This is a genomic window from Leucobacter rhizosphaerae (assembly GCF_022919175.1).
Lineage (GTDB): Bacteria > Actinomycetota > Actinomycetes > Actinomycetales > Microbacteriaceae > Leucobacter > Leucobacter rhizosphaerae.
In genome coordinates this window covers 3,007,331-3,032,897 of record NZ_CP095043.1, presented here as the reverse complement: position 1 = coordinate 3,032,897, position 25,567 = coordinate 3,007,331, and the positions used below count along the sequence as shown (strand labels likewise).

The window sequence follows — 25,567 nt, the reverse complement described above, 5'->3', positions numbered from 1 at the left end:
CGTTCATGCAGAGATCTGCGTTCCTGCTGAGGGACTCAGGCCTTCCCGTCAGCGGGAGTGCAGATCTCAGAGTCAGTGCGCGTCCGTGCGGTGCCGCAGCACCGCTGGTGTGGGCCCGGTGCGAGTTCGCGAACGCTTCTCAGCCGGGATCCCGAATCCAACCCGGTTCCCGTCGAGCTTCACCGGGAATGTCCGCGGCCCGCGCTACGCTGAGCCCATGGATTCACGGTCGAGTTCGTCCTTCGGGAACGACCCGGTGGAGCACACCCGGCTCCCCCGTCGGGTCGTCGCGCGCTACGCCACCGGATCGCTCGGCACCGGTGGCTTCGCGACCCTGCCCGGACTGGTCCTCGTCTACTACCTGACGGATTCACTCGGGGTCGCGGCGTTGCTCGCCGGAGTCATCGTGACCCTCGCGAAACTCTGGGACGTGATCATCGACCCGGTCATCGGTGGTCTGAGCGACCGGGCGCTGGCGCGATCCGGGACCCGGCGCGGGCCCATGCTCATCGGCGCCATCGGGCTGCCGATCGCGTTCGTGCTGACCTTCGCAGTGCCGGCCGGGCTGCCGGTCGCGGCGTCGACGCTCTGGGTGCTCGTCGCCTTCATCGCGGCCGCCACCTTCTTCAGCCTGTTTCAGGTGCCCTACATCGCGCTGCCGGCAGAACTCACCTCTGGATACCAGGAGCGCACGCGGCTGCTGACCTGGCGGGTGGTCGTGCTGACGCTCGCGATCCTGCTCTTCGGCGCCGGCGGGCCGGAGCTCCGCGGCCTCTTCCCCGCCGATCCCCTGCTCGGGTACCTCGTCATGGCGATCATCGCAGCCGTGGTGCTCGCGATCGGCCTGCTCGTCGCGACCTCGGTGGCGCCACGCGGGCTCTCGTCGATCTCACCGCACCCCCGCCCCGGGGTGCTGTCGATGGAGCACTATCGCGCGGGACTCGCCGTGCTCCGCGAGAGCCAGCCGTTCCGAGCACTCCTGCTGACCTTCATGCTGCAGGGGCTCGCGACGGGGCTCATGCTCGCGGGCGCCCAGTTCGTCGCCACGTGGGTGCTCCGCGACGAGGGTGCGGTGACGGTGCTGTTCCTCTCGCTCATCGCGCCCGCGCTCGTGTTCGCCCCCGTCTGGCGCCGGATCGCGGATCGGCTCGGCAAGGAGCGCGCGTTCCGCCTCGCGAGCCTCGTCTTCCTGATCGCCACGCTGGTGCTCGTCGGGATGACCTGGGCCCCCGGTTGGTGGATCGTTGCGCCGGTCGCGGTGGCCGGTGCGGCATACGCGGGTATGCAGTCGCTTCCCCTCGCCATGCTGCCCGACGTGATCAGCGTCGACCGTGAGCGCTTCGCGGAGATCACCCCGCCCGGCCCGTGGAACGCGCGCCCCACCGGCATCCCGGTCGAGTCCCGTGCCGGCGTCTTCGGCGGCGTCTGGACCGCGGGCGAGACCGCGGGCATGGCGCTCGGCGCCACGGTGCTCACGCTAGTGCTCGCGCTCTCCGGCTACGTGGAGTCCTCAGCCGGTATGAGCGTCACGCAGCCCGCCCAGGCGATCGCCGGGATCTCGCTCTCCTTCAGCCTGCTGCCCGCCGCGCTGATGTTCCTCAGTCTCGTCACGCTCAGGCGCTACCGGCTCCGCGAGCACGACGTGCGCGGAGCCGCCGCGTGACCCCCGCGGAGGTCCTCGCGGAACTGCGCGAGCTCCGCGAGCTCGACGCGCCGACCCACGGCGGCCGCGTGCTCGCCTACGTGTACGACTCCGGCCTCGACGAGCTCGACGCGCTCGCCTCCGCCGCGGCGGAGATCGCCCGCCCCCTCAACGGACTGGACCCCACCACTTTCCCGTCGATCGCCGCAATGGAGCGCGACGTCGTGGCCTTCACCCGGCGGGCGCTGCACGGCGGCACACGGCCGCTCGGGCGTCGGATCGTCGGGAGCGTGACCAGCGGCGGTACCGAGAGCTGCCTGCTGGCGGTCAAGACGGCTCGGGATCTGTGGCGGGCGCAGCACCCCGAGCGCGCGGAGCAGCGCCCCCGGCTCGTGGCCCCGGCGACCGCGCACGCCGCCTTCCAGAAGGCAGCACGGGTGCTCGACGTCGAGTGGGACCCCGTGCCCTGCGAACCCGACGGCTCGGTCCGGGCAGACGAGGTGATCCGCCGGCTGCGCTCCGACGTCGCCCTCGTCGTCGTCTCCGCGCCGGCCTACCCGAGCGGGGCGCTCGATCCGGTGCGGGAGGTCTCGTCGGCGGCCGCGGCCCGCGGCATCCTCTGCCACGTGGACGCCTGCTTCGGCGGCTTCGCTCTGCCCTGGTGGCCCGGGCTCCCCGCGTGGGACTTCCGTCTGCCGGGCGTGACCAGCATCTCGGCCGACCTGCACAAGTTCGGCTACGCCCCGAAGGGTGTCTCGGTCCTGCTGCACCGCGGCCGTGACCGTCACCGCACGCAGTTCTTCGCCACGACGCAGTGGCCCGGCTATCCCGTGGTGAACCCGACGCTGCTGGGATCCCGCTCGGCATCCCCACTCGCCGCGGCCTGGGCCATCATCCGCTACCTCGGCACGGCGGGCTACGCGGACCTGACGGCCGCATGCATCCGCGCCACCGAAGACATCGCGCACGCGGTCGCGCCGATCCCGGGCCTCGCCGTGCAGGGGCTCCCCGTCGGCCCCGCGCTCTCCCTGATCGCGGACCCGTCGGTGCCGCCCGCGCAGCAGGTGGATCCGCACCACCTGGCCGACGCGGTCGCTCGGAGCGGCTTCAAGATCCAGCACCAGCCGGGGCTCCGCCAGCCGAACGGCACGCGCCTCCCCCACAGCGCCCACCTCACCATCACCCCGGTGACGGAGCGCTCGATGCCCGAGCTCATCGGTGCGCTCACCCGGGCCGCCGATGCGGTGCGCGGCACGCCGCAGGCTGATCCTCGGCTCGAACTGGCAGCACTCCGCGCGCTCGGCTACGGCTCGGGGACGCGCGTTCCCGGCCCGGCGATGGCCTGGACGATCCTGCAGCTTGCGGGCGCGGGCGGTGCCGCGAAGGGGCGGTCGCTCCCGGGTCGACTCGCACCGCTCATGGCGCTGGTCGAGCGTCTGCCCGCGCCGGTGGCAGAGGCGCTGCTCACAGAACTCTTGGCGCGCGTCTCCGAACCATAGAGCGGCCGTGCGTCCGCAGAGCCGTCGGGCGTCTCAGCACACGCGGGGCCGTCAGCCGAGCTAGCGGACGCGGCCGCCGAGAGCGCGCGCGTCGCGCTTGCCGTTGACGTCCTGGCGCAGCTCCTTCGGCAGCGAGAAGACAAGATCCTCCTCGGCCGTCACCGTGGCGCGCACGTCGGAGTACCCGGCATCGGCGAGATCGTCGAGGAGTTCCTGCACCAGCACCTCGGGCACCGAGGCACCGCTCGTCACGCCGACCGTGCGCACGCCGTCGAGCCACTCCTGCTTCACCTCGCTCGCGAAGTCGACCCGGTAGGCGGCCTTCGCACCGTACTCGAGCGCGACCTCCTTGAGGCGCACCGAGTTCGACGAGTTCGACGATCCGACGACGATCACGAGATCGGCCTGCGGGGCGATCTTCTTGATGGCGACCTGGCGGTTCTGCGTGGCGTAGCAGATGTCATCGCTGGGCGGATCCTGCAGGTTGGGGAAGCGCTCGCGCAGTCGACGCACCGTCTCCATCGTCTCGTCGACCGAGAGGGTGGTCTGCGACAGCCAGACGAGCTTGTCGGGATCCTGCACCTCGAGCGTCGCGACGTCGTCGGGCGAGTTCACGATCGTGATGTGCTCGGGCGCCTCGCCGGCGGTTCCCTCGACCTCCTCGTGCCCCTCGTGCCCGATCAGCAGGATCTCCATGTCCTGCCGGGCGAAGCGCACGGCCTCGCGGTGCACCTTGGTGACGAGCGGGCAGGTCGCATCGATCGCGTGCAGGTGCCGGTCCTCTGCCGCCGAGACCACCGCGGGTGAGACCCCGTGCGCCGAGAACACGACGTTCGCGCCCTCGGGCACCTCGTCGACCTCTTCGACGAAGATCGCTCCCATGCGCTCCAGCGTGCGCACGACGTGCACGTTATGCACAATCTGCTTCCGCACGTAGACCGGGGCACCGTAGCGATCCAGTGCCTTCTCCACCGCGACCACGGCGCGATCCACACCCGCGCAGTATCCGCGCGGCGCGGCGAGCAGCACCTGCTTCGCACCGTCGACCGGGAGATCCTTCAGACGACCGGCATCGCGCCGCAGCCGGGGCATCGCCAAGCTCACCACGGGCGCACCGATGGTGCGCTGGTCTTGCACGGACACCTGCGTTTCAGCCATGCACCCAGTCTACGCCGCTCCCTCTGGGAGCAGGCGGGTAGTGTCGAGGCATGGCAGACGCGTCGAACACCCCCGCCACCCGAGAGGCCCCGTGGCCCGTCGCGACCATGAGCGAGAAGATCGCCGCGTGGATCGATCGGCTCGGCACCGTGTGGATCGAGGGCGAGGTCACGCAGTGGCAGGTGCGCGGCGGCCACGTCTACGGCAAGCTCCGGGACCTCACGCAGGATGCGACGGTGAGCTTCACCGTGTGGCGCTCGGTCGCGCAGAAGCTGACGAGCGAGTTCGCGCAGGGCGACCGGGTGATCGCCCTCGTCAAACCGAACTACTGGGTCAAGGGCGGCTCGCTGACCGTGCAGGTCTTCGAGCTCTCGCACGTGGGACTGGGTGAGCTCCTCGAGCGTCTTGAGAAGCTGCGCCGCCAGTTGCAGCAGGAGGGGCTCTTCGACGCCTCGCGCAAGCGCGCGCTCCCCTTCCTGCCCGCGAAGATCGGCCTCGTCACGGGGCGCGACTCCGACGCCGAGAAGGACGTGGTGCGCAACGCGACGCTGCGCTGGCCGGGCGTGCGGTTCGGGATCCACTACGCCGCGGTGCAGGGCGACCGGGCCGCGGGTGAGGTCGCCGCGGGCATCGCGGCGCTGGATCAGGATCCCGAGGTCGACGTCATCATCGTGGCGCGCGGCGGCGGCGACTTCCAGAATCTGCTCCCCTTCAGCGACGAGCGCGTGCTGCGTGCGGCGAGCGCCGCGACCACCCCGATCGTCAGCGCCATCGGGCACGAGGCCGATCGCCCGCTGCTCGACGAGGTCGCGGACCTGCGCGCCTCGACCCCGACCGACGCCGCGAAGCGGGTCGTCCCCGACGTCGGGGAGCAGCTCGCGGGCCTCGACCAGGCCCGCGCCCGCATGAGCTCTCGCCTCGGACACCTGCTGCAGCACGAGACCGATCGCATTCTGCAGTTGCGGGGCCGTCCCGTGCTCATGCACCCCGAGCGCCTCGTCGATGAGCGCGCGGAGGAGCTCGTGCGCTGGATCGCGCGCGGCACCGAGCTCGCGGAGCGCGGGATCGAGGACCGCGCGACCGCCCTGATCGAGACGCGCGCCCGCCTGACCGCGCTCTCCCCCGGGCAACGCTGGAGCGGGGCTACGCCATCGCGCAGCTCGCCGACGGCGCCGTGCTCCGGGATCCGGCGCAGGCCCCCGGCGGCACCGAGCTTCGCGTCACGCTCGCGGGTGGGCGGCTCGCGGCGACGGTCGACTAGGTTCGACGGCGGCGTGGGATACTGCATCCTATGACCCAGGGATCGAACACTCCGGACGCCGCCGCAGCACCGCGCGCGGAGGCTCCCGAGCCGTCCGGCGCGCTCGACGCGCTCGACGAGCGCCTGATCCTGCTCCTCGAGCGCGACGGACGCATGAGCTACGCGGATCTCGGGAGTGAGGTGGGTCTCACCCCCGGCGGCGCCCGGGCGCGCGTGAAGCGACTGCAGGAGCGCGGGGTCGTGCGGGTCATCGGCGTGACGAGCCCGCACGCCGTGGGGCTCAGCAGCATCGCGAGCCTGCAGATCGAGGTCTCGGGTGACATCGACGCCGTGGCCGACCGGATCGCCGGATTCGATGGGGTTCGCTACGTCGTGCTCGGCTCGGGTCGCTTCAGCATTCTCTCGGAGGTCTACGCGACGTCGCCGAGCGAGCTCTTCACGCTGATCAACCGGCAGATCCGCGAGGTGCCCGGGGTCTCGCACATCGAGACGTTCCTGTACGAGGCGGTGCACACGCACCGCCCGATCTTCCCGCTCGCGAACGGCCGCTAGCGGAGCAACTCACCCACTCACCCACGCACGAGTGGACGCAAGTGCACCGCGTGGTGAATCACGTGGTGCACTTGCGTCCACTCGAGGGTAGGCAGAGACGATAGGACCCCGGGCCGCACGGACAGCGCCGGGCGCAGACGGGCCGCCCAGCCCCGCCAGGCCTCAGTCGACGACGAGGCCGAGCGCGCGGGCCAGCTCGGCCGACCGCTCGATCACGTCGGTCTGCCACTCGGTGAGCTCGCGCGTCGGCGAGTTGCCCACCGAGACGTTGAACGGGTCCTCGACGTCGGTGCGGATCCCGCTGAGCGCCTCGAGCACCGCGACCCCGCAGAACGGCACGTGCACAGCGGAGTAGCCGCCCTCGTGCGAGAACACGATCTTGCCGTCGCAGGCCTCGTCGGCGATCGCGAGCAGGCGCTCGGCGATCCCCCGGAAGCCGCCGGAGGTCACACTCATGCGCCCCAGCGGGTCGAGCGCCGACGGGTCGAAGCCGCTCGACACGAGAATGATATCGGGCTTGAACGCGCGGATCGCCGGCCAGGCGACCTCGTCGACCACCGACCAGTACGCACCATCACCGGATCCCGCGGGCAGCGGCACATTGATGTTCGTGCCGGCTCCGGGCCCGGTGCCCTGCTCATCGACCATGCCGCTGTCGACCGGGAAGAGCCGATCCTGGTGCACCGAAATCGTGAGCACGTCCGGATCCTCCCAGTAGATCTTCTGGGCGCCGTTGCCGTGGTGCACGTCGTAGTCGAAGATCGCCACACGCGTCACCCGCCCGGCCGCGCGCAGCGCCTCGATCGCCACCGGTACGTTCGCGAACAGGCAGTAGCCGCGCCCCTGATCCGGCTCGGCGTGATGGCCCGGCGGGCGCACGAGCGCGTAGGCGTTGTCGACCGTCCCGTCGAGCACGGCTTCCGCCGCAGCGAGAGTCCCGCCCGCCGCCAGTCGCGCGAGCTCGTAGCCGCCGCGACCGAAGGGCGAGAAGCCGTCACCGGCATCGCCGCCCCCGGCCTCGGACTGCGTCCGGATCCGCTCCACGTGCCCCGGCGTGTGCACCCGGAGCAGATCCTCCTCGGTCACCTGCCGCGCGGGCACCCGCACCAGCTGCTCGAGCAGCCCGGACACCTCGACGAGGCCCGCGAAACGGGCCTTCGACTCGGGGCTCTCGAAGTTGCGGTACGGCTGCACGTACCCGCCAGACGGGTAGATGCCTGCGTGCGTGCCGGTGTCGTGCCAGGCGTACTGCTCGTGCCATACGTATCCGGTTCTGCGCTCCATTGCGAGTGTCCTTCCAGGGTTCGTGGATCCCTCAAGCGAGCCGACGCGACGTTGAGGCGAGGTGCCCACCACTGTAACCCCGTAAATTGATAAATCACAATTGAAAGTCACATTTCAGTGTCGAAACATTAATGAAACAGAAACCCTATTGACTATCGTCAGCTATTCATGGTCTTATGGGTGACGCTACAGGACCAGGGTTGGCCCAAGCCTCTACGCACCCGCGCGGAGGCCGAGCACACACGACAAGGGAGTCACACATGAAACGCTTCAGCCGCATCCTGGGTGCCGTCGCACTCACGTCAGCCGCAGCCCTCGCGCTGAGCGGCTGCACCTCCGACAGCGGGTCCGCCGGAGGCGGCGGGGACGCGGGCGGCTCCAAGGGCGCCGTCGCGATGAGCTTCGCCGGGCTCGACATCCAGATCTGGAACGACATGCTCCCCTTCATGGAGACAATCGTCACCGACGCCGGCTACGAGTTCGTCACCGACGATCCGAAGTGGAACGCGCAGACGCAGGTGCAGGACTGGGAGTCCTGGATCGTGCGCGGCGACATCAAGGCCATCATGGGCTACCCGGTGCAGTCCGACGCCATGGTCGCCGTGACCACGCAGGCGACCGACGCCGGCATCCCCGTGCTCGGGTACGGCAGCACCTGGGACGGGGTCGAAGCCGCCGTCGTGCTCGACCACGAGGCCGACGGCAGGGAAGCGGGCGAGAAGGCCGCGGAGTGGATCAAGGAGACCTACGGCGACGAGCAGGTCGACGTCGCGTTCCTGGGGTGGCCCGACACGGACCTCGGCCGCCTCCGTGGGCAGGGCATGCTCGACGCGCTGGAAGCCGCGAACCTCAACCTCAACATCACCGAGCACAAGGTGCTGAGCCTCGACGACGGCTACGCCGCCGTGCAGAACCAGCTGAACGCCGTGCCCAACACCAAGGTGTGGCTCGCGATCGCGAACGATCCCGCACTCGGCGCCTACCAGGCCCTCACCGACTCCGGTGTCTCCCCGACCGACGAGACCATGCTGCTCGCCAACCTCGACGCGACCGACGCCGAGCTGGAGATCATCCAGGAGGAGGGCTCCTTCTGGCGCTTCGCCTACATCGCACCGGCCCGCCAGCTCGCCGAGGCGAACGCGCAGATGCTCGTCGACGCGGCCGAGGGCAAGCCGGTCGAGGATCAGACGGTGCCCGTCACGGAGGTCACGAGCGCAAACGCCGAGGACTTCCTCCTGGCGAACCAGTAGCAGCTCCGGGTGCCGGGCCGCGCGCCCGGCACCCGCCCCGGTGCTGCGGCACCCCTCACCGTCGAGAGGACTTCAGGAATGGCCACTGCGGAGCATCGCCTCGCATACACCGGCGTCACCGTCGATTTCGGCGCCACCCGCGCGCTCGAGGACATCGAGTTCGCCGTCGCCCCGGGTGAGATCGTCGGTCTCCTCGGGCACAACGGCGCCGGCAAGAGCACACTGTTCAACGTCACCACTGGCGTGATCGGGGCCTCCAGCGGCGGCTTCAGCATCGACGGGGTGCACATCGACCGCCGGCTCACCCCTCGCGAGGCCGCGCAGCTCGGGATCACGGTGATCCACCAGGAGCCGGCGCTCGCCCCGAACATGTCGGTGCTCGAGAACCTCTTCCTGGCGCGCAAGGCACCGGGTGCGGCCGAGCGGCGCGCCCGCGCCCAGGAGGCGCTCGCGACCGTCGGCGCCGAGCTCCCGCTCGACATGCCGGTCGAGGCGCTCAGCCTGGGCGAGCGGCAGCTCGTCGATCTCGCGCGCGGGCTGCTCTCCGGCGAGATGAAGGTGCTGCTGCTCGACGAACCGACGGCCGCCCTCGGTCGCGCCGAGACCGACGCCCTGCACGAACTCATCCGCGGCTTCGCGGCGCGCGGCGTGGCGGTCGTCTACGTCTCCCACCGCCTCCCCGACATCATGGAGGTCTGCACGCGCATCGTCGTGCTCCGCGGCGGCCGCCTGGTCGTCGACGGGCCCGCGAGCGGGTTCACCCCGGCGAAGCTGGCAGAAGCGCTCGTGCCGGACCTGCGCTCCCTCGACTTCACGCACGTCGAGCCGGGCCGCGAGGTCATGTCGGTGACCACTCCGGGAGGTCCGATCGCGGCCCGGGCGGGCGAGGTCGTCGGACTCTTCGGCATGGCGGGCGGCGAGCAATTCGGGATCGCAGCCCAGCTCGCCGGAGCCGCCGCCTCGCCGCACGCGTACGAGCTCGACGGCACCACGCACCGCTTCGCGTCGCCCGCCCAGGCGATCCGGCGCGGCGTCTTCTTCGTCCCGCCGGATCGCGACACCGAGGGCCTCATCGCGTCTGAGACTGCGCTCGACAACGTCATGCTGCCCTGGTACGCCGCGGGCCCCTCTCGGGGCTGGTGGGTCTCGGCCCGATCCGGCGCGGAGGTCTACGCGCACGCCCGGGAGGCCCTCGACATCCGCGGGCCCTCGGCTGACGCCGAGGTCTCGCAGTTCTCCGGCGGCAATCGCCAGAAGCACCTGCTCGCGCGCTGGCTCTACCCCGCCGAGCCCGTCCTGCTCATCCTCGCCCAGCCCACCCAGGGCGTCGATGTCGGAGCCAAGCTCGACATCGTCGAGGCCGCCCGCGCGGCCGCGGGTCGCGGCGCCGCCGTCATCGTCGCGTCGAGCGAATCCGATGAGATCGCCAGCATGTGCGACCGCGCCTACACCGTGCTCGGCGACCGCCTCGCCGAGGTGCCCCGATCCGAATCCTTCAACGCCGACCTCCTGACCTCGCTGCTCACGATCGCCGAGTCGCATGCCGCCGCCTCGCATGCGACCGAGCCCCACCCGGCCACCCCCGGCCGCGCCTGAACGGAAGCCCTCATGAACGCAGAACGCATCAAGATCTTCGCCGCCAAGAACGGCATCTTCCTCGCGCTGATCGTGCTGGTCGCGGTCTTCTCGATCCTCCGCCCCAACTTCTTCAGCTTCGCGAACGGGCAGAGCATCCTGCTGCAGGCCGCCGAGCTCGGGCTGATCGCGATCCCGGCCGCCTTCCTCATCATGTCGGGCACGATCGACCTCTCGGTGGGATCCGTCGCATCCGCGGCCGCGATCACCGGCGGCCTCACGATGAGCTCGACCGGCTCGACGCTTCTCGGCTTCCTCGTCGCGATCGGCACCGGCGTGCTCACCGGGGCGCTGAACGGGTTCCTCGTCTCCTATATGGGGCTGAACTCGTTCGTGGTCACGCTGGGCGCGCTCAGCGTGTGGGGCGGATTCGCTCTGCTCCTCTCGGACGGCCGCACGATCCCGCGCGCCGAGCTCCCGGAGACGTTCCGCGCCATCGGCACGATGAAGATCGGCCCCGTGCCGATCCAGATCGTCGCCCTCGTGGTGGTCATCGCGCTCGGCTGGTACGTGCTGAACCACACCAAGTTCGGCAAAGAGGTCAAGGCGATCGGCGGCAACGAGCGCGCGGCCCGGCTCATGGGCGTGAACGTCAAGCGCTCGCGCTTCCTGCTGTTCGTCGCGACCGGGGCATTCGCCGCCCTCGCCGGCATGTTCCTCTCCGCGAAGGTGCAGTCGGCGAACCCGAACATCGGCTCGGGGCTCGAGCTCGAGGCCCTCACGGTCGTGCTGCTCGGCGGCATCGCGTTCGAGGGCGGGGTCGGCCGCATCAGCGGGGTCGTGGCCGGTCTCCTCTTCTTCCGGGTGCTGCGCGCGGGCCTCGTGTTCATGCAGGCGTCGCCGTTCCTGCAGACCATCCTCATCGGCGCAACGCTGATCGTCGCGGTCGCCCTCGACAGTTCGATCCAGCGCATGATCCGGAGCTCCTGGGCGAAGCTCGGGAAAAAGGCGGTGCGGGAGGAAACCCCGGCCGCGACCACCTAGGCGGGGCCGGGATCCTGGATCTCGGCATCCCGGACGGCTCAGGCGGTGCTCGCACGTCAGGCGGTTGGAAGCCCCGGTTTCCATCCGCCTGAGCTGTGAGCACCGCCTGAGGCGCACTCGCCCATCCCTCCAGCCGGCGGCTGTAAGCTGGGAGCCATGTCTTCCCCTGCCCTCCAGGATCCCGCCGAGCTCAGTTACGAGCAGGCACGCGACGAGCTCGTGCAGGTGGTCGGCCGCCTCGAGCAGGGCGGCTCGACGCTCGAAGAGTCGATCCAACTGTGGGAGCGGGGCGAGGCCCTGGCCGCACGCTGCGAGGAGTGGCTGCTGGGAGCGCGCCAGCGCCTGGAGGCCGCGCGGCAGGGCGCCGGCACGGCGAACGGCGCCGGCACTGACAACGCCAACACCGACAGCACTGGCAACGACAACGCCGGCACCGAGGGCACCGAGTAGCCGTGGCGAAGCAGCAGAAGCCGCCCGTGGAGGTGGCCGGTCTCGGTCGCCCGGAGACCCCCGCGGAGACGGCGGCGCGCAAGGCCATCGACTCCCACAACTACCGGGCGCGCAAGACGGTCAACAACCTCGTGCTGTCGCTGCTCGTCAGCCTGGGGCTCGTGCTCGTCATCTTCCTCATGGTTCCCCGCGGAACGGGCGGCTTCGAGGATCGCTCGGTCGACGTCGTGACCCTCGCGGCCGAGGCCTCGCCGAGTGCCGGCCGCACACTGGCGGCACCCGATGTGCCCGAGGGGTGGAAGGCCAAGCAGGCCGTGCTCCGCCAGTCCGAGGGCATCACGTACTGGCAGATCAACTACACGACCGCGGATGACGCGTACGCGGCCGTCGTGCAGGCGTTCACCGCCGACGGCTCCCCCGTCGACGAGGCCTGGATCGCGACGCAGCTCGAGCAGCAGTCCCCCACCGGCACCGAACGCCTCGGCGGCCTGGACTGGATCGTGTACGACCACTCCGACCGCAGCCCCGACCAGGCGAACATGCTCTTCGGCCTCGCCGCCGACACCGGCGACGGCGCCCTGCTCGTCTACGGCACGGACACCGCCGGCACGCTGCGGGTGCTCGCCACCGAGGTCGCCGCCTCGGTCGACGGCCCGCAGACCACCGATTCCACCCCCACCGCAGAGGAGACCTCGTGACCGCACCCCGTGTCAGCCCGCAGACCGCCTGGGACGCCCTCGCGGCGGGCAACGCCCGCTTCATCGCGGGCGGGCCGCAGCACCCGCGGCAGGACGTCGAGCGACGCAACGAGCTCGCGAGTGTGCAGAACCCGGATGCCGCCCTCTTCGGCTGCTCCGACTCGCGGCTCGCGGCCGAGATCATCTTCGACGCCGGCCTGGGCGACCTGTTCGTCGCACGCAACATGGGGCACGTCGTGGCGGAGTCGATCGTGGCGTCCATGGAGTACGCGGTGGCGAATCTCGGCGTCGCGATCATCGTGGTGCTGGCGCACGACTCGTGCGGCGCCGTTGCCGCGTCCATCGATCTGATGGCGCAGGATCCGGATCCCGTGCCGGTCGCCGTCGAGAACACGCTGCAGCCGATCCTGCCCGCTGTGCAGCACCTCTGGATGCGCGAGAACCGGAACACCCCCTACGTCGACCGCGACCTCATCGACCCCGACGCCGTCGGCCGGGTCCACCTCGGCGGCACGGTGAACGCCCTGCTCCGCAGCTCACGGATCATCAGCGACGCGGTCGCTGCGGGCCGGCTCGGGATCGTCGGCTGCCAGTACCGCCTGGCCGAGGGCCGTGCGGTGCCGATCAGCGCCGTCGGACCGCTCGACATCGCGTCGGGCGACCTGGCACTGCCCGCCCTCTAATCCGCCTGCCACGCCTGCCCGGCGTGGTCGGGCCCTCACGCTCCACCGTCGACCTGCGCGACGCCGCAGGATCCCACATCGAACCGAAGGATGAAAGTGACTGAAGAGATCGAGTACCGCATCGAGCACGACACGATGGGCGAGGTCCGCGTGCCGAAGAACGCCCTCTACGCGGCGCAGACGCAGCGCGCCGTCGAGAACTTCCCCATCTCCGGTGCGGGCCTTGAGCCCGCCCAGATCGTCGCGCTCGCCCGCATCAAGCGCTCCGCAGCGATCGCGAACGTCGAGCTCGGGATCCTCGAGGCGCCCATCGGCCAGGCCATCGTCGCCGCGGCCGACGAGATCATCGGCGGCGCCCACCACGATCAGTTCCCGGTCGACACCTACCAGACCGGGTCGGGCACGTCCTCGAACATGAACATGAACGAGGTGCTCGCGACCCTCGCGACGAAGCACCTTGGCGCCCCCGTCCACCCGAACGACCACGTCAACGCCTCGCAGTCGTCGAACGACGTGTTCCCGACCTCGGTGCACATCGCCGTGACCGGTGCGCTCATCGAGCAGCTCGTGCCCTCGCTCGCGCACCTCGCGGAGGCGTTCGAGGCCAAGTCCGAGCTCTGGAAGACCGCGGTGAAGTCGGGCCGCACCCACCTCATGGACGCGACCCCGGTCACCCTCGGCCAGGAGTTCGGCGGGTTCGCCGCGCAGATCCGCTACGGCATCGAGCGCGTCGAGGCGGCACTCCCCCGCGTCGCCGAGGTGCCCCAGGGCGGCACCGCCGTGGGCACCGGGATCAACACCCCCCTCGGGTTCCCGGAGAAGGTCATCGCCGAGATCGCGCAGTCGAGCGGACTGCCGATCACCGAGGCGCGCAACCACTTCGAGGCGCAGGCCAACCGCGACGGGCTCGTCGAGGCCTCGGGTGCACTCCGCACCATCGCCGTGTCGCTCACGAAGATCAACAACGACATCCGCTGGATGGGCTCGGGCCCGAACACGGGGCTCGCCGAGCTGCACATCCCCGACCTCCAGCCCGGCTCCTCCATCATGCCCGGCAAGGTCAACCCGGTCGTGCCGGAGGCCGTGCTCATGGTCTGCGCACGGGTGATCGGCAACGACGCGACGATCGCGTGGGCGGGCGCCTCGGGCTCCTTCGAGCTCAACGTGCAGATCCCGGTCATGGGAACCGCCCTGCTCGAGTCGATCCGTCTCCTCTCGAACGCGGCCGTGGTCCTCGCCGACAAGACCATCGCGGGCCTCGAGGCGAACCTCGAGCGCGCGGCGGCACTCGCCGGCATGAGCCCCTCGACCGTCACGCCGCTGAACCGCCTCATCGGCTACGAGGCCGCGGCGAAGATCGCGAAGCACTCGGTGAAGAAGGGCATCACCGTGCGCGAGGCCGTCGTCGACCTCGGCTACGTCGAGCGCGGCGAGGTCTCCGAGGCCGATCTCGATCAGGCGCTGGATCTCCTCTCGATGACCCACCCGGGCGTCGCGAAGTAGCTCCGCACGAACGCCGAGAGGCGCTGTCCACGATGGTGGGCAGCGCCTCTCGGCGTTTCGGCGCGCGGCGCGCAGCAGGTGGTGCCAGGCGCGGCGTGCACCTGCTCCGCGGCGCTACAGCACCTTGGAGAGGAAGGCGCGCGTTCGGCCGTGCTGCGGATGCACGAGCACCTCCTCGGGGGTGCCGTGCTCGACGACCACTCCGCCGTCCATGAAGGTCACCGAGTCGGCCACCTCACGCGCGAAGCCCATCTCGTGGGTCACCACGATCATCGTCATGCCGGTCTCCGCGAGCGACTTCATGACCTCGAGCACCTCGCCGACGAGCTCGGGATCGAGCGCGCTCGTCGGCTCGTCGAACAGCATGAGGTCCGGCTTCATCGCGAGCGCACGCGCGATCGCGATCCGCTGCTGCTGCCCGCCGGAGAGCTCGCGCGGGTAGGCGTCCGCCTTGTCGGCGAGCCCAACCTGTTCGAGGAGCGCGAGCGCGGACTCCCGCGCCTCGCTCTTGCGCTCGCCGCGCACGAAGATCGGGGCGCAGGTGATGTTCTCGAACGCCGTCATGTGCGGGAACAGGTTGAAGCGCTGGAACACCATGCCGATGTTCTCGCGCTGCTGCGCCGCGACGGACGGCTGCAGCTCGTAGAGCTTGTCCCCGTGCTCGCGGTACCCGATCAGCGTGCCGTCGACCTCGATCCGGCCCGAGTCGATCGTCTCGAGGTGGTTGATGCAGCGCAGGAACGTCGACTTGCCGGAGCCGGAGGGGCCGAGGAGACAGCTCACCTCGCCCTTCCGGATCGTCAGGTTGATGCCCTGGAGCACATGGTTGTCGCCGAACGACTTGTGGACGTCCTGCGCGAGGACCTTAACGTCGCTCATCGCTCGCTCCTTCCGTGATGCCGGGAACGACCGGATCCGCGGTCGATCCCGTGCCGGTCTCCGGGCTCGTCGTGGCGCCGGTGCGGATCGCGCCGGCCCCGCGCGCCGTGCGCTTCTTCCGCGGCGCGGCACTCCGGCCAGACTGCCCCTTCGAAAAGTGCTTCTCGAGCTGCGCCTGCCCGATCATCATCACCGAGGTGAAGAAGAGGTACCACACCGACGCGACGAGCAGCAGCGGGATCGGGTTCAGCGTCGCGGCCGAGATGTCCCGGGTCCGCGTGTAGAGATCCAGGCTGAACGGCACGGCCGTGACGAGCGAGGTCGTCTTCAGCATCGCGATCAGCTCGTTGCCGGTCGGCGGGATGATGACCCGCATGGCCTGCGGGATGACGACCTTCCGCATCATCAGCCACCAGCTCATGCCGAGGGCGCTTGCCGCCTCCGTCTGCCCGTCGTCGACCGAGAGCAGCCCGGCACGCACGATCTCCGCCATGTACGAGGCCTCGTTGAGCGCCAGGCCTATGACCGCGAGCCAGAACACCGGGATGATGTCGGCGGTCTCCAGTACGAGCCAGGGCTCCGTGAACGGGATCCCCACATTGATGGACTGGTAGATCGTGCCGAGCAGCCCCCAGAACACGAGCTGCACGTACACCGGGGTGCCCCGGAAGAACCAGATGACCCCCCAGGCGATCGCGCGCAGCACCGGGTTGCTCGTCTCGCGCATGACCGCGAGCACGATGCCGATGACGATGGCGCCGAACATCGAGAGGAAAGTCAGCGCGAGCGTGACCCCGGCCGCCGCCACGACGCGCTCGTCGAGGAGGTAGGTCGCGAACGCGGGCCAGTCGTAGGCCTCGCGCTGCGCGGCGTCGAGCACAAACGCGATGAGCAGGAAGATGAGCCCGAACGCGAGCAGGTTGCGCCACGGATGCCGGAGCGGCACCGCCGTGATTCGTTTCGGCGGTGCCACCGGGATCACGTGAGTGATCTCTGTCATCGGCTACTCCGTGCCGGCGTTGACGGTGATCGTGTCGATACGACCGGCCTCGACTCCCCAGAAGTCGAGGATCTCGTCGTAGGTGCCGTCATCGTGCAGTTCCTGCATCGCGGCGGCGAAGGCCTCGACGAGCTCGTCGTTGCCCTTCTTGAACGGCGCACCGGCGGGCAGGGTCTCGTAGATATCCGACCCGACGAGCTTGCCCTCGCTGTTCTTCACGGCGTAGCTCACGACCGGGGAGTCGGCGACGAAGGCGTACGCGCGTCCCAGCGAGACGGCCGCGACCATCTCCTCCGTCGTGTCGTAGCCCATGACCTCGATCTTGCCCTTGCCCTCGGCCAGGCACCGCTTCTCCACCTCGGGGAGGTAGTACAGAGGAGCCGAGCCGCCGTTGGGCACGGAGATCTTCTGGCCGCAGATGTCGAGCTCCGAGGTGATCGTGTTCTCCTCGAGCGAGCCGAACTGGTTGCCCGCGATGAAGAAGTCGACCATGTCGAAGTTCTCCTGGCGCTTCACGGTGTCGTAGTAGCCCGCGATGCCCGAGTCGAACTTGTCCATCTCGATCTTCGGGATGATGTTCTCGAACTTCGAGATCTGGTTGTCGGGCTCGAGGCCCAGCTTCACGGTGGCAGCGTTCATGAGGTCGACCTCCCACCCGATCGGGTTGCCGGCGTCGTCCTTGAACTCGTTCGGCGGGTAGGTCGCGTCGATCCCGAGCACGAAGGTGCCGCGCTCGGCGATGTCTGCCGGCAGCAGCGCTGCGGCTGCGTCGCTCTTCTCGATGCTCGCGAGATCGACGGCGGTGGTGGCGCTCGCGGCGCCCGCGTCGCCGTCCTTGGCGTCGGAGGCGGAGCACCCGGCGGTGAATACCAGCGCGATCGCGGCCGTTGCGAACAGTGTCTTCTTCAACATGGTGGATCCTTTCGGGGGTGATGCAGTGTGGGTGGTCGTGAGTGTGGTCATCGCGCGGCGGGGATCGTCGCGTCGTGGGCGGGGGTGACGAGGCGGCCGTCGACGTAGACGTGCTCCGCGTGCGTCGCGTGGATCTCCTCGGCCGATCCGGCGAAGGGATCGCGGTTCGTGACGACGAGGTCCGCGAGATAGCCCGGCGCGATCCGCCCGACCTCGTGATCCCGGCCGTTCGCCTCGATCCCGCCGAGCGTGTACGCGCGGAGCGCCACCGCCAGGTCGAGCTTCTCCTCGGCGAGGAAGACGCGCTCGTTGAAGTCCGGGTGCGACCGCGGCACCCGGCGGTTGACGGCGACGTGGATCCCGAGCCACGGGTCCGCCGAGGTGACGGGCCAGTCGGATCCGCCGCTGAGGTGGGCGCCGCTCCGGTGGAGCGAGCCGAACGGATACTGGTGCGCGACGCGCTCGTCGCCGAGGAAGGGCACGGTGAGATCGATCATCTGGGGGTCGTAGCTCGCCCACAGCGGCTGCATGTTGGCGGAGGCGTTGAGTGCGCGGAACCGGGCCACATCGGCGGGATTGATGATCTGGATGTGCGCGAGCAGGTGCATCGGGCCGGCATCGGCGCCGTTGCGATCCCGCGCGGCGCCGATGGCGTCGAGGGCGTCGCGCACGGCACGGTCGCCGAGCGCGTGGAAGTGGATCTGGAACCCGAGCGCGTCGAGCGCCGTGACGTAGTCGGGCAGCCGTTCGGGATCCACGAACGAGATCCCGGCGTTGTCGGAGCCGCGGCACTCGCACCCGGGCACGAGGTAGGGCTCGATCATCGAGGCCGTCTGGTTCTCGGCGACACCGTCCTGCATGATCTTAATCGTGTCGGCGCGGAACCGCCCGCCCGCCACCGCGGCGCGCCGCGCGACGAAGGCGTCGACCTGCTCGAGCCCCTGGGACCGCTCCCACCACAGGGCGCCGTTGACGCGCGCGATCAGCTCGCCGCGCTCCTCGGCCGTGCGGTACACGGTGTAGAACTCCGGGCTGTGGTTGCCGTACTGCCCGATCAGCGCGTCCTGCCAGCTCGTGATGCCGTAGTCGACGAGCTTCCGCTGCCCCACGAGGAACCCGGCGTACATGTCGTCGAAGGTGGGCTCCGGTGCGTGCGAGAGCGCGAGCATGCGCGCCCCCTCGTGCAGCGTGCCCGTGGGGGCGCCGTCGGCGTCGCGCTCGATGCGACCGTCCGCGGGGTCAGGGGTGTTCGCGTCGATGCCGCAGCGGCGCAGGGCCTCGCTGTTGAGCCACGCGCTGTGGTGATCGCGGTTCGAGAGGATGATCGGCCGGTCCGAGCAGATCGCGTCCAGATCCTCGCGCAGCGGTGCACCGCCCGGGAACGCCGCCTGCTGCCACCCCGCGCCGACGATCCACTCCACCGACGGGTGTGCGTCGACGTAGGCGCGCACGAGCTCGAGATAGTCCTCCCGGGTGTACCCGTCGGCGAGGTTGCAGCCCAGCATCTCCATGCCGGCTTCGATCGGGTGCACGTGCGCGTCGTTCATGCCCGGCAGCACCAGCCGGCCGTCGCAGTCGACGACCTCGGTCCCGGGCCCGATCGCGTCGAGCACCTCGTCGCCGATGAGCACGATGCGGCCGCCGGCCACGCCGACGTGCGTCGGCGCTGCATGGTAACTCTCGCCGTCGAAGAGCGCGCCATTCGTGAACGCGAGCTCGAGTCGCTCAGTCAACAGAAACTCCCTTAGTATCGTGATGAGTGCGAAACCACCCGTTACTTAATCGATTAAGTAATAGGCTGTAGCTTATCCAGCGACCCCGACGACGTCAAAAGTTCCAGATCACGAATGCGTAACGGGGCCGTGGTCCGTTCCCGCTCGACCCCAGGAGGCGCCCGTGCCGACCACCCTCAAAGACATTGCGAGCCACCTCGGCATCTCGGCCGCAGCGGTCTCGATGGCGCTCAACGGCAAACCCGGCGTCTCCCCCGAGACCCGTGAGCAGGTCGAGGCGGCTGCGGCCTCGCTCGGCTACCGCACCAACCGCACGGGCAAGTCGCTGCGCAGCGGACGCACCGGCACCATCGGCGTCTATTTCCCGTCGACCGTGATGGAGTACTCGCTCTACTACGCCGAGATCACGCGCGGGATCGCCGCGGGTCTCGCCGACACCGACCTCTCCCCGGTCCTGCTCCCCTCCGCACTCGAGACCGGGGACGTGCGCGACTTCCCGGTCGTCGACGGCTTCGTCATCGTCGAGCCCCACTCCGACGACCTCGGGATGCACGAGCTGCTGCGCGGCAGCACCCCCACCGTGTGCATCGACCCCCCGCCCCCGTCTGCCGCCTCACCGTGGGGCATGGTCGAGTCCGACACGGCCGCCAGCACCCGGGACTCCCTCTCCCACATGCTCGACCGGGGCACGGCGCGGCCCGGGCTCCTGACGATCGAAACGGTCTCGCAGTGGTCGCACGTCGTCGAGTCGACCTACCTGGAGTGGTGCCGGGCCCACGACGTGGATCCCGAGATCATCCGGGTCTCCGTCGGCGACAGCAACGAGGCGATCCGGGATCAGCTCGCCGCGGCGATGACCGGCGCGCCCGGCGCCTGCGACGGGCTGTTCGTCTGCGGCGACGGGTTCGCCGTGCGCATCGCCGGGGTCCTCCGCGGGCTCGGGCACGCCATCGGCGAATCCATCACACTGGTCTCCGGCGTCGACAGCACCATGATGAAGTTCCACACCCCGCCCATCACCTCCGTCGACATGGACCCGTACCTCTACGGGCAGCGCGCCGCGCAGATGCTGGCGGAGCTGCTGCGCGAGGACACGCGCCCGTCGACGCCCCGCGTCGAGCGGATCCCCGCGCCCCTCGTGGTGCGCGCGACGTAGGCGCTTCGACCCGATCGCTCGGCGATCGCGCTCAAGCCGGATCGGCGAGCGACCCGCGCACCGTCGCCGCGAGAGCCGCCGACGACGACGGGTGGAAGAGCCCCGCGAGCACGTCGCGGTAGAGCCGCGCCAGCTCGGAGTCGGCCTGGAAGCCACGGGATCCCGTGAGCCGCATGGCCACGTCGACCGCGGCCCGGGCCTCGTCGCAGACCTCGTTGCGCGCGGCGGCGAGCGCGAGGAACCAGTCGTCGCGCTCACGCCGCTCGTCGACGTCGCGCGCGAGCAGGGTCAGCGCGTCGAGCGATCGCCGGTGGCGCAGTACCGCGGCGGTGAGCGTGGCCGCCGTGTCGGGGTCGTCGAGACGGATCCGGCCGTCGGGCTCGCCCCCACCCGGCCGCGGCGCCGGTCGATTCGCGGCCGCCCGCGCGAGCTCCAGGGCCCGGTCCGCGATCCCGGCGTAGACCGATGCCGTGAGGATCGAGAACGACGAGAAGATCGCGAGCACGAGCGGATCACGCCCGTCGAACGGGGCGATCCGCGCGGCGACGTCGTCCGGGCGCACGCGCACCCCGTCGAGACGGGTCGTCCAGCTCTGCGTCGCCCGCATCCCCAGCGGATTCCAGGTGCCCGGATGCTCGATGCGTCCCTCGGCGAGCCCGGCGGACGCCGATCCCGGATCCCGCACCCCGGCTGCCTCGCGCCGGACGAACCCGAAGACGAGCTCGGGATCCGCTCCCGCCCGCTCGCAGCGCGCGTGCACCCCGAGCCGGGTCCACACCGGCGACAGCGTGGTGAAGACCTTCGTGCCCGAGATGCGGTACCCGCCGTCGGGGTGCGGCTCGGCCGTCGAGGTCGAATCCAGGAGCACCGCGTCGTTGCCGGCCTCGGAGATCCCGAACCCGAAGACCTCGCCGGCGACCGCGTCGCGGAGCACCCCGTCGAGGGTCGTGATCCCGCGATCGTGCAGGAATCGCGCCACCTGGGTCCACACGAGGTGCATGTTCACGCCGAGCGACGTCGCAGGGGCGTGGGCGGCCAGGCAGCGCTGGGCAGTCACGAGCGACTCGAGCGAGAGCCCAGATCCCCCGAGCGCGTCGGGGACGACCGCCGCGAGGTAGCCGATTGCCCGCAGCTCCTCGAAGTCTTCGGCGAAGAACCGATTCTCCGCGTCGGTCGTGGCGGCGCGGTCTCGGGCCCGGCGGAGCAGGTCGGGTGGCAGCAGGTCGTCGATCGTCGTCCCAGTCACCTTCCCAGCCTACGCCGGGCTCGAGCGCACGGGCCTACGGAGTGTCGAGCAGCTCCGTCACGAGAGCGGCGATCTCGCTGCGCTCCGAGCGGTTCAGCGTGACGTGGCCGAAGAGCGAGTGCCCCTTCAGCTTCTCGATGACCGCGGCGATCCCGTCGTACCTGCCGACCCGCAGGTTGTCGCGCTGCGCGACATCGTGGGTCAGGATCACCCGCGAGTTCTGACCGATACGGCTGAGCATGGTGAGCAGCACTCCCCGCTCGAGCGACTGCGCCTCGTCCACGATCACAAACGCGTCGTGCAGGGAGCGGCCGCGGATGTGCGTGAGCGGCAAGACCTCGATGAGATCCCGCGCGACGACCTCGTCGAGCACATTCTCCGAGACGATCGACCCGAGGGTGTCGAACACCGCCTGGGCCCAGGGGTTCATCTTCTCCTGGTGATCGCCCGGCAGGTACCCGAGCTCCTGCCCGCCGACCGCATACAGCGGGCGGAACACCATGACCTTGCGGTGCTGGCGCCGCTCGAGCACCGCTTCGAGTCCCGCGGCGAGCGCGAGCGCCGACTTGCCCGTGCCGGCGCTGCCGCCGAGCGACACGATCCCGACCGTCGGGTCGAGCAGCAGGTCGATCGCGAGCCGCTGCTCGGCGCTCCGGCCGGTGAGGCCGAAGATCTCGCGATCGCCGCGCACCAGCTCGAGCGAGCGCGACCCGTCCACCCGGCCGAGCGCGGATCCCCGCGGCGAGCTGAGGATCAGCCCGGTGCCTCGCGGCAGGTCGGCGACGGCCTCGACGTCGTCGAGCCGGTCGTCCTCCCAGAGCATCCGCATCTGCTCCTCGGTGAGCTCGACGGAGCTCGTGCCGGTGTAGCTGTCGTCGCGCGCGAGCTCCGCGCGGTACTCCTCCGAGCCGAGCCCCAGCGCCGCCGCTTTCAGACGCATCGGCAGATCCTTCGACACGACCGTCACGTCGAGCCCCTCCGACGCCAGGTTCTGCGCGACCGCGAGCACCCGGGTGTCGTTGTCGCCGAGCCGCATCCCGCTCGGCAGGGCTTCGACGCTCGTGTGGTTCAGCTCCACGCGCACGGTGCCGCCGTGCTCCCCGACGGGCACGGGGAAGTCGAGGCGCAGGTGCTTCGCGCGCAGCTCGTCGAGGATCCGCAGCGCCCGTCGGGCGAAGTAGCCGAGCTCGGGATCGTGGCGCTTCTTCTCGAGCTCCATCACCACGACGACCGGGAGCACCACCGAGTGCTCCGCGAAGCGGAAGAGTGCCGAAGGATCGCTGAGCAGGACCGACGTGTCGAGCACGTAACTGCGCTGCTGCTGCTCCACCTGCTGATCGGTCCCGGTGCGGTGCTCGTGTTCCGTGCCGCCGTCAGTCTGGGTGAGGGGGTGCTGGGTGTTGGCCACGATGGCTCCTTCGGCTGTCCGAGGCTCCAACGGGGCGTTGAAGCCGTGTCGGCTTCAACGGGCGACCCCATCTCGGTGTTCTGCCGTGAGCGAGCCACCCGCTCGTCGGGCGCGATGCCCGATACCAGACAAGGTACGCCGCGATTCGGAATCCGAATGATGCGACACGCGATCCGAAACGTGAACGACGCGCGTCCGTCGCACGAACGCCATGTCGCACGCGGGTGAACGCGCGACCCGGGAATCGTCACTGCGGGCTGCAGCGATCGCGTTCGAGGGCGCCGGTACTTCCGGTATTCTGAGAGCTGCGGCACGACCGTCCGGGATGCCCCACCGCGAGGCTCCCGGCACACCACAGAACCCAGGGGGAACCGCTTGCGCACGATCGACTGGATCGACGGGGCCATCGAACTCATCGACCAAACGCTCCTCCCGCAGCAGCTCGAGGTCCTGCGCGTCACCGAGCTCTCCGCGCTGATCGACGACATCCAGCGCCTCGCCGTTCGCGGCGCCCCGGCGCTCGGCGTCGCGGGAGCAATGGGCACGGCGCTCATCGCCGCGAGCGTCGACGCGGCGAACGGCGACGAGGAGTTCGACCGCGATGAGGTGCTGCGTCAGGCCGCCCTCCTGCGCGAGGCCCGGCCGACCGCCGTCAACCTCTCCTGGGGCGTGGATCGTGCGCTCACCCGCTTGGACGAGGGCCCCGCGGGCATCCTCGAGGAGGCCCTGCTGATCCGCGACGAGGACATCGCCGCCTGCATCTCGATGGGCCTGCGCGGCGCCGACCTGACCCGGGAGCTCACCGGCAAGGACCGGGTGCGGGTCATGACCATCTGCAACACGGGCAGCCTCGCGACCGTCGAGCGCGGCACCGCGCTCGGCGTGATCCAGACGCTCCTCGAGCAGGGCTCGCTCGAAGAGGCCTTCCCACTCGAGACCCGCCCGCTGCTGCAGGGCGCGCGCCTCACCGCCTGGGAGCTGCAGCGCATGAACGCCCCCTTCCGCCTGCTGATCGACTCCGCGGGCCCGTTCCTGCTGTCGCGCGGGATCGCGGACGCCGTCTTCATCGGCGCCGACCGCATCGCGGCCAACGGCGACAGCGCCAACAAAATCGGCTCCTTCTCGCTCGCGCTCGCCGCGCAGCACGCCGGAGTCCCCTTCATCGTCGTGGCCCCCGAGTCGACCGTCGACATGTCGACGGCGACCGGCGCGGACATCGAGATCGAGGATCGCGGCGTGGCCGAGGTCGCCGGCTTCGGCGGGGTGCGCACCGCTCCCGAGGGCATCGACGCCGTCAACCCGGCCTTCGATGTCACGCCGCACGCACTCATCACCGCGATCGTGACCGAGCGCCGCGTGATCCTGCCGGGTCGCGGCCAGACGCTGGCGAGTGTGCCGCTCTCGGACGTCCGCAGCTGAGGCGCGGCCGAGTGCCGGCGCCCGTCGCCGCGCACTCGGGCCCGCACGCACTTCTCGCCCGCACCGCAAAGGTTCTAAGCTCTACCCCAACCCCACACCACCTCGAAAGGTATCGACATGTTCTTCACCAAGCGCCGCGCCCGCGCGGCCCTCATCGCCGGTGCGGCCTCCGCCGCCCTGCTGCTCACCTCCTGCTCGGGCGGCAGCGGCGACGGCGGCAGCGACTCCGGTGATGCCGCGGCCGACGGCCCCAGCTTCATCTACATCACGAGCGACCCGATCGGCCAGAACGAGTTCCTGAAGTCGGGCAAGGTCGGCATCGACGCCGTCGCCGAGGAGTTCGAGGGCAGCTCCAAGACCTTCGAGTCGAAGGACGACGCCACGCGCCGCTCGAACCTCGAGGCCGCGATCGCCGAGGCTCCCGAGGTCGTCGTGATGCTCGGCTTCCAGTTCGGCGATGTCGCCAAGGAGCTCGCCGAGCAGAACCCGCAGCAGAACTTCCTGCTGATCGACACGTTCGTCGAGGGCGCCCCCGAGAACCTCTACCAGGCCACGTTCCGCGAGCAGGAGCCGTCGTACCTCCTCGGCGTCGAGGCCGGTCTCCTGACCGAGGCCAACAAGGTCGGCTCGGTCATCTCGCTCGACATCCCGCTGCTCGCCAAGTACTCGGGCGGCTTCGCCGAGGGCGCGAAGAGCGTGAACCCGGATGTCGACACCGTCGACCCGCAGGTCATCGGCGGCGACAACCCGTTCGCCGATACCGCCCGTGCCAAGGAGCAGGCGCTGGCCTTCGCCGCGACCGGCGTCGACCAGGTCTTCGCCGTGGGCGCTGCCGCGAACGGCGGCATCATGGAGGCCGCAGCTGAGAAGGGCTTCTCCGCCTACGGCGTGGACGCCAACCAGTGCCCGATCGCTCCCGGCTTTGTGGTCGACGGCACGATCAAGGCTGTGGACAAGGTCGTCGAGACCGTCGTCGGCGAGATCATGGACGGCACCTCAGCCGCTGAGGCGACGAGCTCCTTCGGCCTGAAGGAGGAGGGCATGACCATCGTCAGCCTCACCGAGGGCGCTGCCGACTCGCAGTGCACCGTGATGGAGAACCCCGAGGTGCTCGAGCAGGTCAAGCAGACCCGCGACGACATCGTGAGCGGCAAGATCACCGTCACCGACCCGATGGCGTAACCCGCCCTCGCAGCCGGAGCTCGGCGGGTGGGC

21 protein-coding genes and 1 pseudogene are annotated in these 25,567 nt (G+C 70.2%); 14 read left to right on the top strand and 8 right to left on the bottom strand.

The genetic code is table 11. The features are described 5' to 3' along the window. The first annotated feature begins 217 nt into the window (after window positions 1-217). Window positions 218-1,663, top strand: a complete 1,446-nt coding sequence (locus MUN76_RS13990) for an MFS transporter (protein ID WP_244685507.1) — start codon at window positions 218-220, stop codon at window positions 1,661-1,663. Further along, window positions 1,660-3,141, top strand: coding sequence for a pyridoxal phosphate-dependent decarboxylase family protein (locus tag MUN76_RS13985; RefSeq protein WP_244685505.1), 1,482 nt, complete (start codon window positions 1,660-1,662; stop codon window positions 3,139-3,141). Before MUN76_RS13990 ends, MUN76_RS13985 begins: the two co-directional genes overlap by 4 nt. Before the next feature lie 60 nt (window positions 3,142-3,201). Here MUN76_RS13985 and MUN76_RS13980 read toward each other — a convergent pair whose 3' ends face one another. Continuing rightward, the gene (locus MUN76_RS13980; protein ID WP_244688798.1) at window positions 3,202-4,233 is read right to left on the bottom strand and encodes a 4-hydroxy-3-methylbut-2-enyl diphosphate reductase; all 1,032 of its coding nucleotides are present in this window, start codon (window positions 4,231-4,233) and stop codon (window positions 3,202-3,204) included. A gap of 116 nt (window positions 4,234-4,349) precedes the next feature. On the opposite strand from MUN76_RS13980, the pseudogene xseA reads away from it, so the two are divergent. Next, window positions 4,350-5,560, top strand: a pseudogene (gene xseA / locus MUN76_RS13975) (exodeoxyribonuclease VII large subunit). Window positions 5,561-5,590: 30 nt separating this feature from the next. Continuing rightward, a complete protein-coding gene (locus MUN76_RS13970) occupies window positions 5,591-6,112 on the top strand; it encodes an Lrp/AsnC family transcriptional regulator (protein ID WP_244685503.1) in 522 nt (173 codons plus the stop codon). 162 nt (window positions 6,113-6,274) lie between these two features. On the opposite strand, the gene MUN76_RS13965 is transcribed toward MUN76_RS13970, so the two are convergent. Next, the gene (locus MUN76_RS13965; RefSeq protein WP_244685502.1) at window positions 6,275-7,396 is read right to left on the bottom strand and encodes a class II histone deacetylase; all 1,122 of its coding nucleotides are present in this window, start codon (window positions 7,394-7,396) and stop codon (window positions 6,275-6,277) included. A 260-nt stretch (window positions 7,397-7,656) separates the two neighbouring features. Between MUN76_RS13965 and MUN76_RS13960 the strand changes: the two genes are divergently transcribed. The 7 genes from MUN76_RS13960 to MUN76_RS13930 all read left to right on the top strand — a co-directional run bounded on the left by MUN76_RS13960 (window position 7,657) and on the right by MUN76_RS13930 (window position 14,599). Further along, window positions 7,657-8,646: a sugar ABC transporter substrate-binding protein gene (locus tag MUN76_RS13960; protein WP_244685500.1), complete on the top strand. Its 990-nt coding sequence runs from the start codon at window positions 7,657-7,659 to the stop codon at window positions 8,644-8,646. A 78-nt stretch (window positions 8,647-8,724) separates the two neighbouring features. Next, complete coding sequence (locus MUN76_RS13955) at window positions 8,725-10,242, top strand: ATP-binding cassette domain-containing protein (RefSeq protein WP_244685498.1); 1,518 nt, start codon at window positions 8,725-8,727, stop codon at window positions 10,240-10,242. Window positions 10,243-10,254: 12 nt separating this feature from the next. Further along, window positions 10,255-11,265: an ABC transporter permease gene (locus MUN76_RS13950; protein WP_244685496.1), complete on the top strand. Its 1,011-nt coding sequence runs from the start codon at window positions 10,255-10,257 to the stop codon at window positions 11,263-11,265. 156 nt (window positions 11,266-11,421) lie between these two features. After that, window positions 11,422-11,715, top strand: a complete 294-nt coding sequence (locus tag MUN76_RS13945; RefSeq protein ID WP_244685495.1) for an exodeoxyribonuclease VII small subunit — start codon at window positions 11,422-11,424, stop codon at window positions 11,713-11,715. Between the two features lie 2 nt (window positions 11,716-11,717). Next, window positions 11,718-12,413: a DUF4245 family protein gene (locus tag MUN76_RS13940; RefSeq protein ID WP_244685493.1), complete on the top strand. Its 696-nt coding sequence runs from the start codon at window positions 11,718-11,720 to the stop codon at window positions 12,411-12,413. Further along, on the top strand, window positions 12,410-13,096 hold the full coding sequence (locus tag MUN76_RS13935; RefSeq protein ID WP_244685492.1) for a carbonic anhydrase: 687 nt from the start codon (window positions 12,410-12,412) through the stop codon (window positions 13,094-13,096). Before MUN76_RS13940 ends, MUN76_RS13935 begins: the two co-directional genes overlap by 4 nt. Window positions 13,097-13,192: 96 nt before the next feature. Beyond that, window positions 13,193-14,599 (top strand): class II fumarate hydratase, encoded by a 1,407-nt coding sequence (locus tag MUN76_RS13930; RefSeq protein ID WP_256451793.1) that lies wholly within the window; start codon window positions 13,193-13,195, stop codon window positions 14,597-14,599. A 114-nt stretch (window positions 14,600-14,713) separates the two neighbouring features. Here MUN76_RS13930 and MUN76_RS13925 read toward each other — a convergent pair whose 3' ends face one another. From MUN76_RS13925 to MUN76_RS13910, 4 genes are read right to left on the bottom strand one after another with little or no spacing between them, the layout of a single operon-like run. Then, window positions 14,714-15,478 carry an amino acid ABC transporter ATP-binding protein gene (locus tag MUN76_RS13925; RefSeq protein ID WP_244685490.1) on the bottom strand — a complete coding sequence of 255 codons (765 nt, stop codon included), beginning with the start codon at window positions 15,476-15,478 and terminating at the stop codon, window positions 14,714-14,716. Next, window positions 15,465-16,478, bottom strand: coding sequence for an amino acid ABC transporter permease (locus MUN76_RS13920; protein ID WP_244685489.1), 1,014 nt, complete (start codon window positions 16,476-16,478; stop codon window positions 15,465-15,467). The genes MUN76_RS13925 and MUN76_RS13920 overlap by 14 nt, the downstream gene beginning before the upstream one ends. A gap of 3 nt (window positions 16,479-16,481) precedes the next feature. After that, complete coding sequence (locus tag MUN76_RS13915) at window positions 16,482-17,390, bottom strand: ABC transporter substrate-binding protein (RefSeq protein ID WP_244685488.1); 909 nt, start codon at window positions 17,388-17,390, stop codon at window positions 16,482-16,484. Window positions 17,391-17,437: 47 nt separating this feature from the next. Next, window positions 17,438-19,123: an amidohydrolase gene (locus MUN76_RS13910; RefSeq protein WP_244685486.1), complete on the bottom strand. Its 1,686-nt coding sequence runs from the start codon at window positions 19,121-19,123 to the stop codon at window positions 17,438-17,440. A 163-nt stretch (window positions 19,124-19,286) separates the two neighbouring features. Here MUN76_RS13910 and MUN76_RS13905 point away from each other — a divergent pair, with 163 nt between their 5' ends. Continuing rightward, entirely contained in the window at window positions 19,287-20,279 is a 993-nt protein-coding gene (locus MUN76_RS13905; protein WP_244685484.1) for a LacI family DNA-binding transcriptional regulator, read from the top strand. A gap of 31 nt (window positions 20,280-20,310) precedes the next feature. Here the strand turns inward: MUN76_RS13905 and MUN76_RS13900 are convergent, their stop codons facing one another. Together MUN76_RS13900 and phoH2 are read right to left on the bottom strand one after the other, a co-directional pair. Next, window positions 20,311-21,525, bottom strand: a complete 1,215-nt coding sequence (locus MUN76_RS13900; protein ID WP_244685482.1) for an acyl-CoA dehydrogenase family protein — start codon at window positions 21,523-21,525, stop codon at window positions 20,311-20,313. A gap of 34 nt (window positions 21,526-21,559) precedes the next feature. Continuing rightward, the gene (gene phoH2 / locus MUN76_RS13895; protein ID WP_244688794.1) at window positions 21,560-22,855 is read right to left on the bottom strand and encodes an RNA 5'-3' helicase PhoH2; all 1,296 of its coding nucleotides are present in this window, start codon (window positions 22,853-22,855) and stop codon (window positions 21,560-21,562) included. A 453-nt stretch (window positions 22,856-23,308) separates the two neighbouring features. Here phoH2 and mtnA point away from each other — a divergent pair, with 453 nt between their 5' ends. After that, on the top strand, window positions 23,309-24,352 hold the full coding sequence (gene mtnA / locus MUN76_RS13890; protein ID WP_244685480.1) for an S-methyl-5-thioribose-1-phosphate isomerase: 1,044 nt from the start codon (window positions 23,309-23,311) through the stop codon (window positions 24,350-24,352). 117 nt (window positions 24,353-24,469) lie between these two features. Beyond that, window positions 24,470-25,534: a BMP family ABC transporter substrate-binding protein gene (locus MUN76_RS13885; protein ID WP_244685478.1), complete on the top strand. Its 1,065-nt coding sequence runs from the start codon at window positions 24,470-24,472 to the stop codon at window positions 25,532-25,534. Window positions 25,535-25,567 lie beyond the last annotated feature (33 nt).

Coding starts and splice junctions, on each gene's coding strand:
- MUN76_RS13925 (WP_244685490.1), bottom strand. CDS start 15,478: ATGAGCGACGTTAAGGTCCTCGCGCAGGACGTCCACAAGTCGTTCGGC.
- MUN76_RS13950 (WP_244685496.1), top strand. CDS start 10,255: ATGAACGCAGAACGCATCAAGATCTTCGCCGCCAAGAACGGCATCTTC.
- MUN76_RS13955 (WP_244685498.1), top strand. CDS start 8,725: ATGGCCACTGCGGAGCATCGCCTCGCATACACCGGCGTCACCGTCGAT.
- MUN76_RS13980 (WP_244688798.1), bottom strand. CDS start 4,233: ATGCCCCGGCTGCGGCGCGATGCCGGTCGTCTGAAGGATCTCCCGGTC.
- MUN76_RS13965 (WP_244685502.1), bottom strand. CDS start 7,396: ATGGAGCGCAGAACCGGATACGTATGGCACGAGCAGTACGCCTGGCAC.
- MUN76_RS13990 (WP_244685507.1), top strand. CDS start 218: ATGGATTCACGGTCGAGTTCGTCCTTCGGGAACGACCCGGTGGAGCAC.
- MUN76_RS13970 (WP_244685503.1), top strand. CDS start 5,591: ATGACCCAGGGATCGAACACTCCGGACGCCGCCGCAGCACCGCGCGCG.
- MUN76_RS13920 (WP_244685489.1), bottom strand. CDS start 16,478: ATGACAGAGATCACTCACGTGATCCCGGTGGCACCGCCGAAACGAATC.
- MUN76_RS13915 (WP_244685488.1), bottom strand. CDS start 17,390: ATGTTGAAGAAGACACTGTTCGCAACGGCCGCGATCGCGCTGGTATTC.
- MUN76_RS13945 (WP_244685495.1), top strand. CDS start 11,422: ATGTCTTCCCCTGCCCTCCAGGATCCCGCCGAGCTCAGTTACGAGCAG.
- MUN76_RS13885 (WP_244685478.1), top strand. CDS start 24,470: ATGTTCTTCACCAAGCGCCGCGCCCGCGCGGCCCTCATCGCCGGTGCG.
- MUN76_RS13960 (WP_244685500.1), top strand. CDS start 7,657: ATGAAACGCTTCAGCCGCATCCTGGGTGCCGTCGCACTCACGTCAGCC.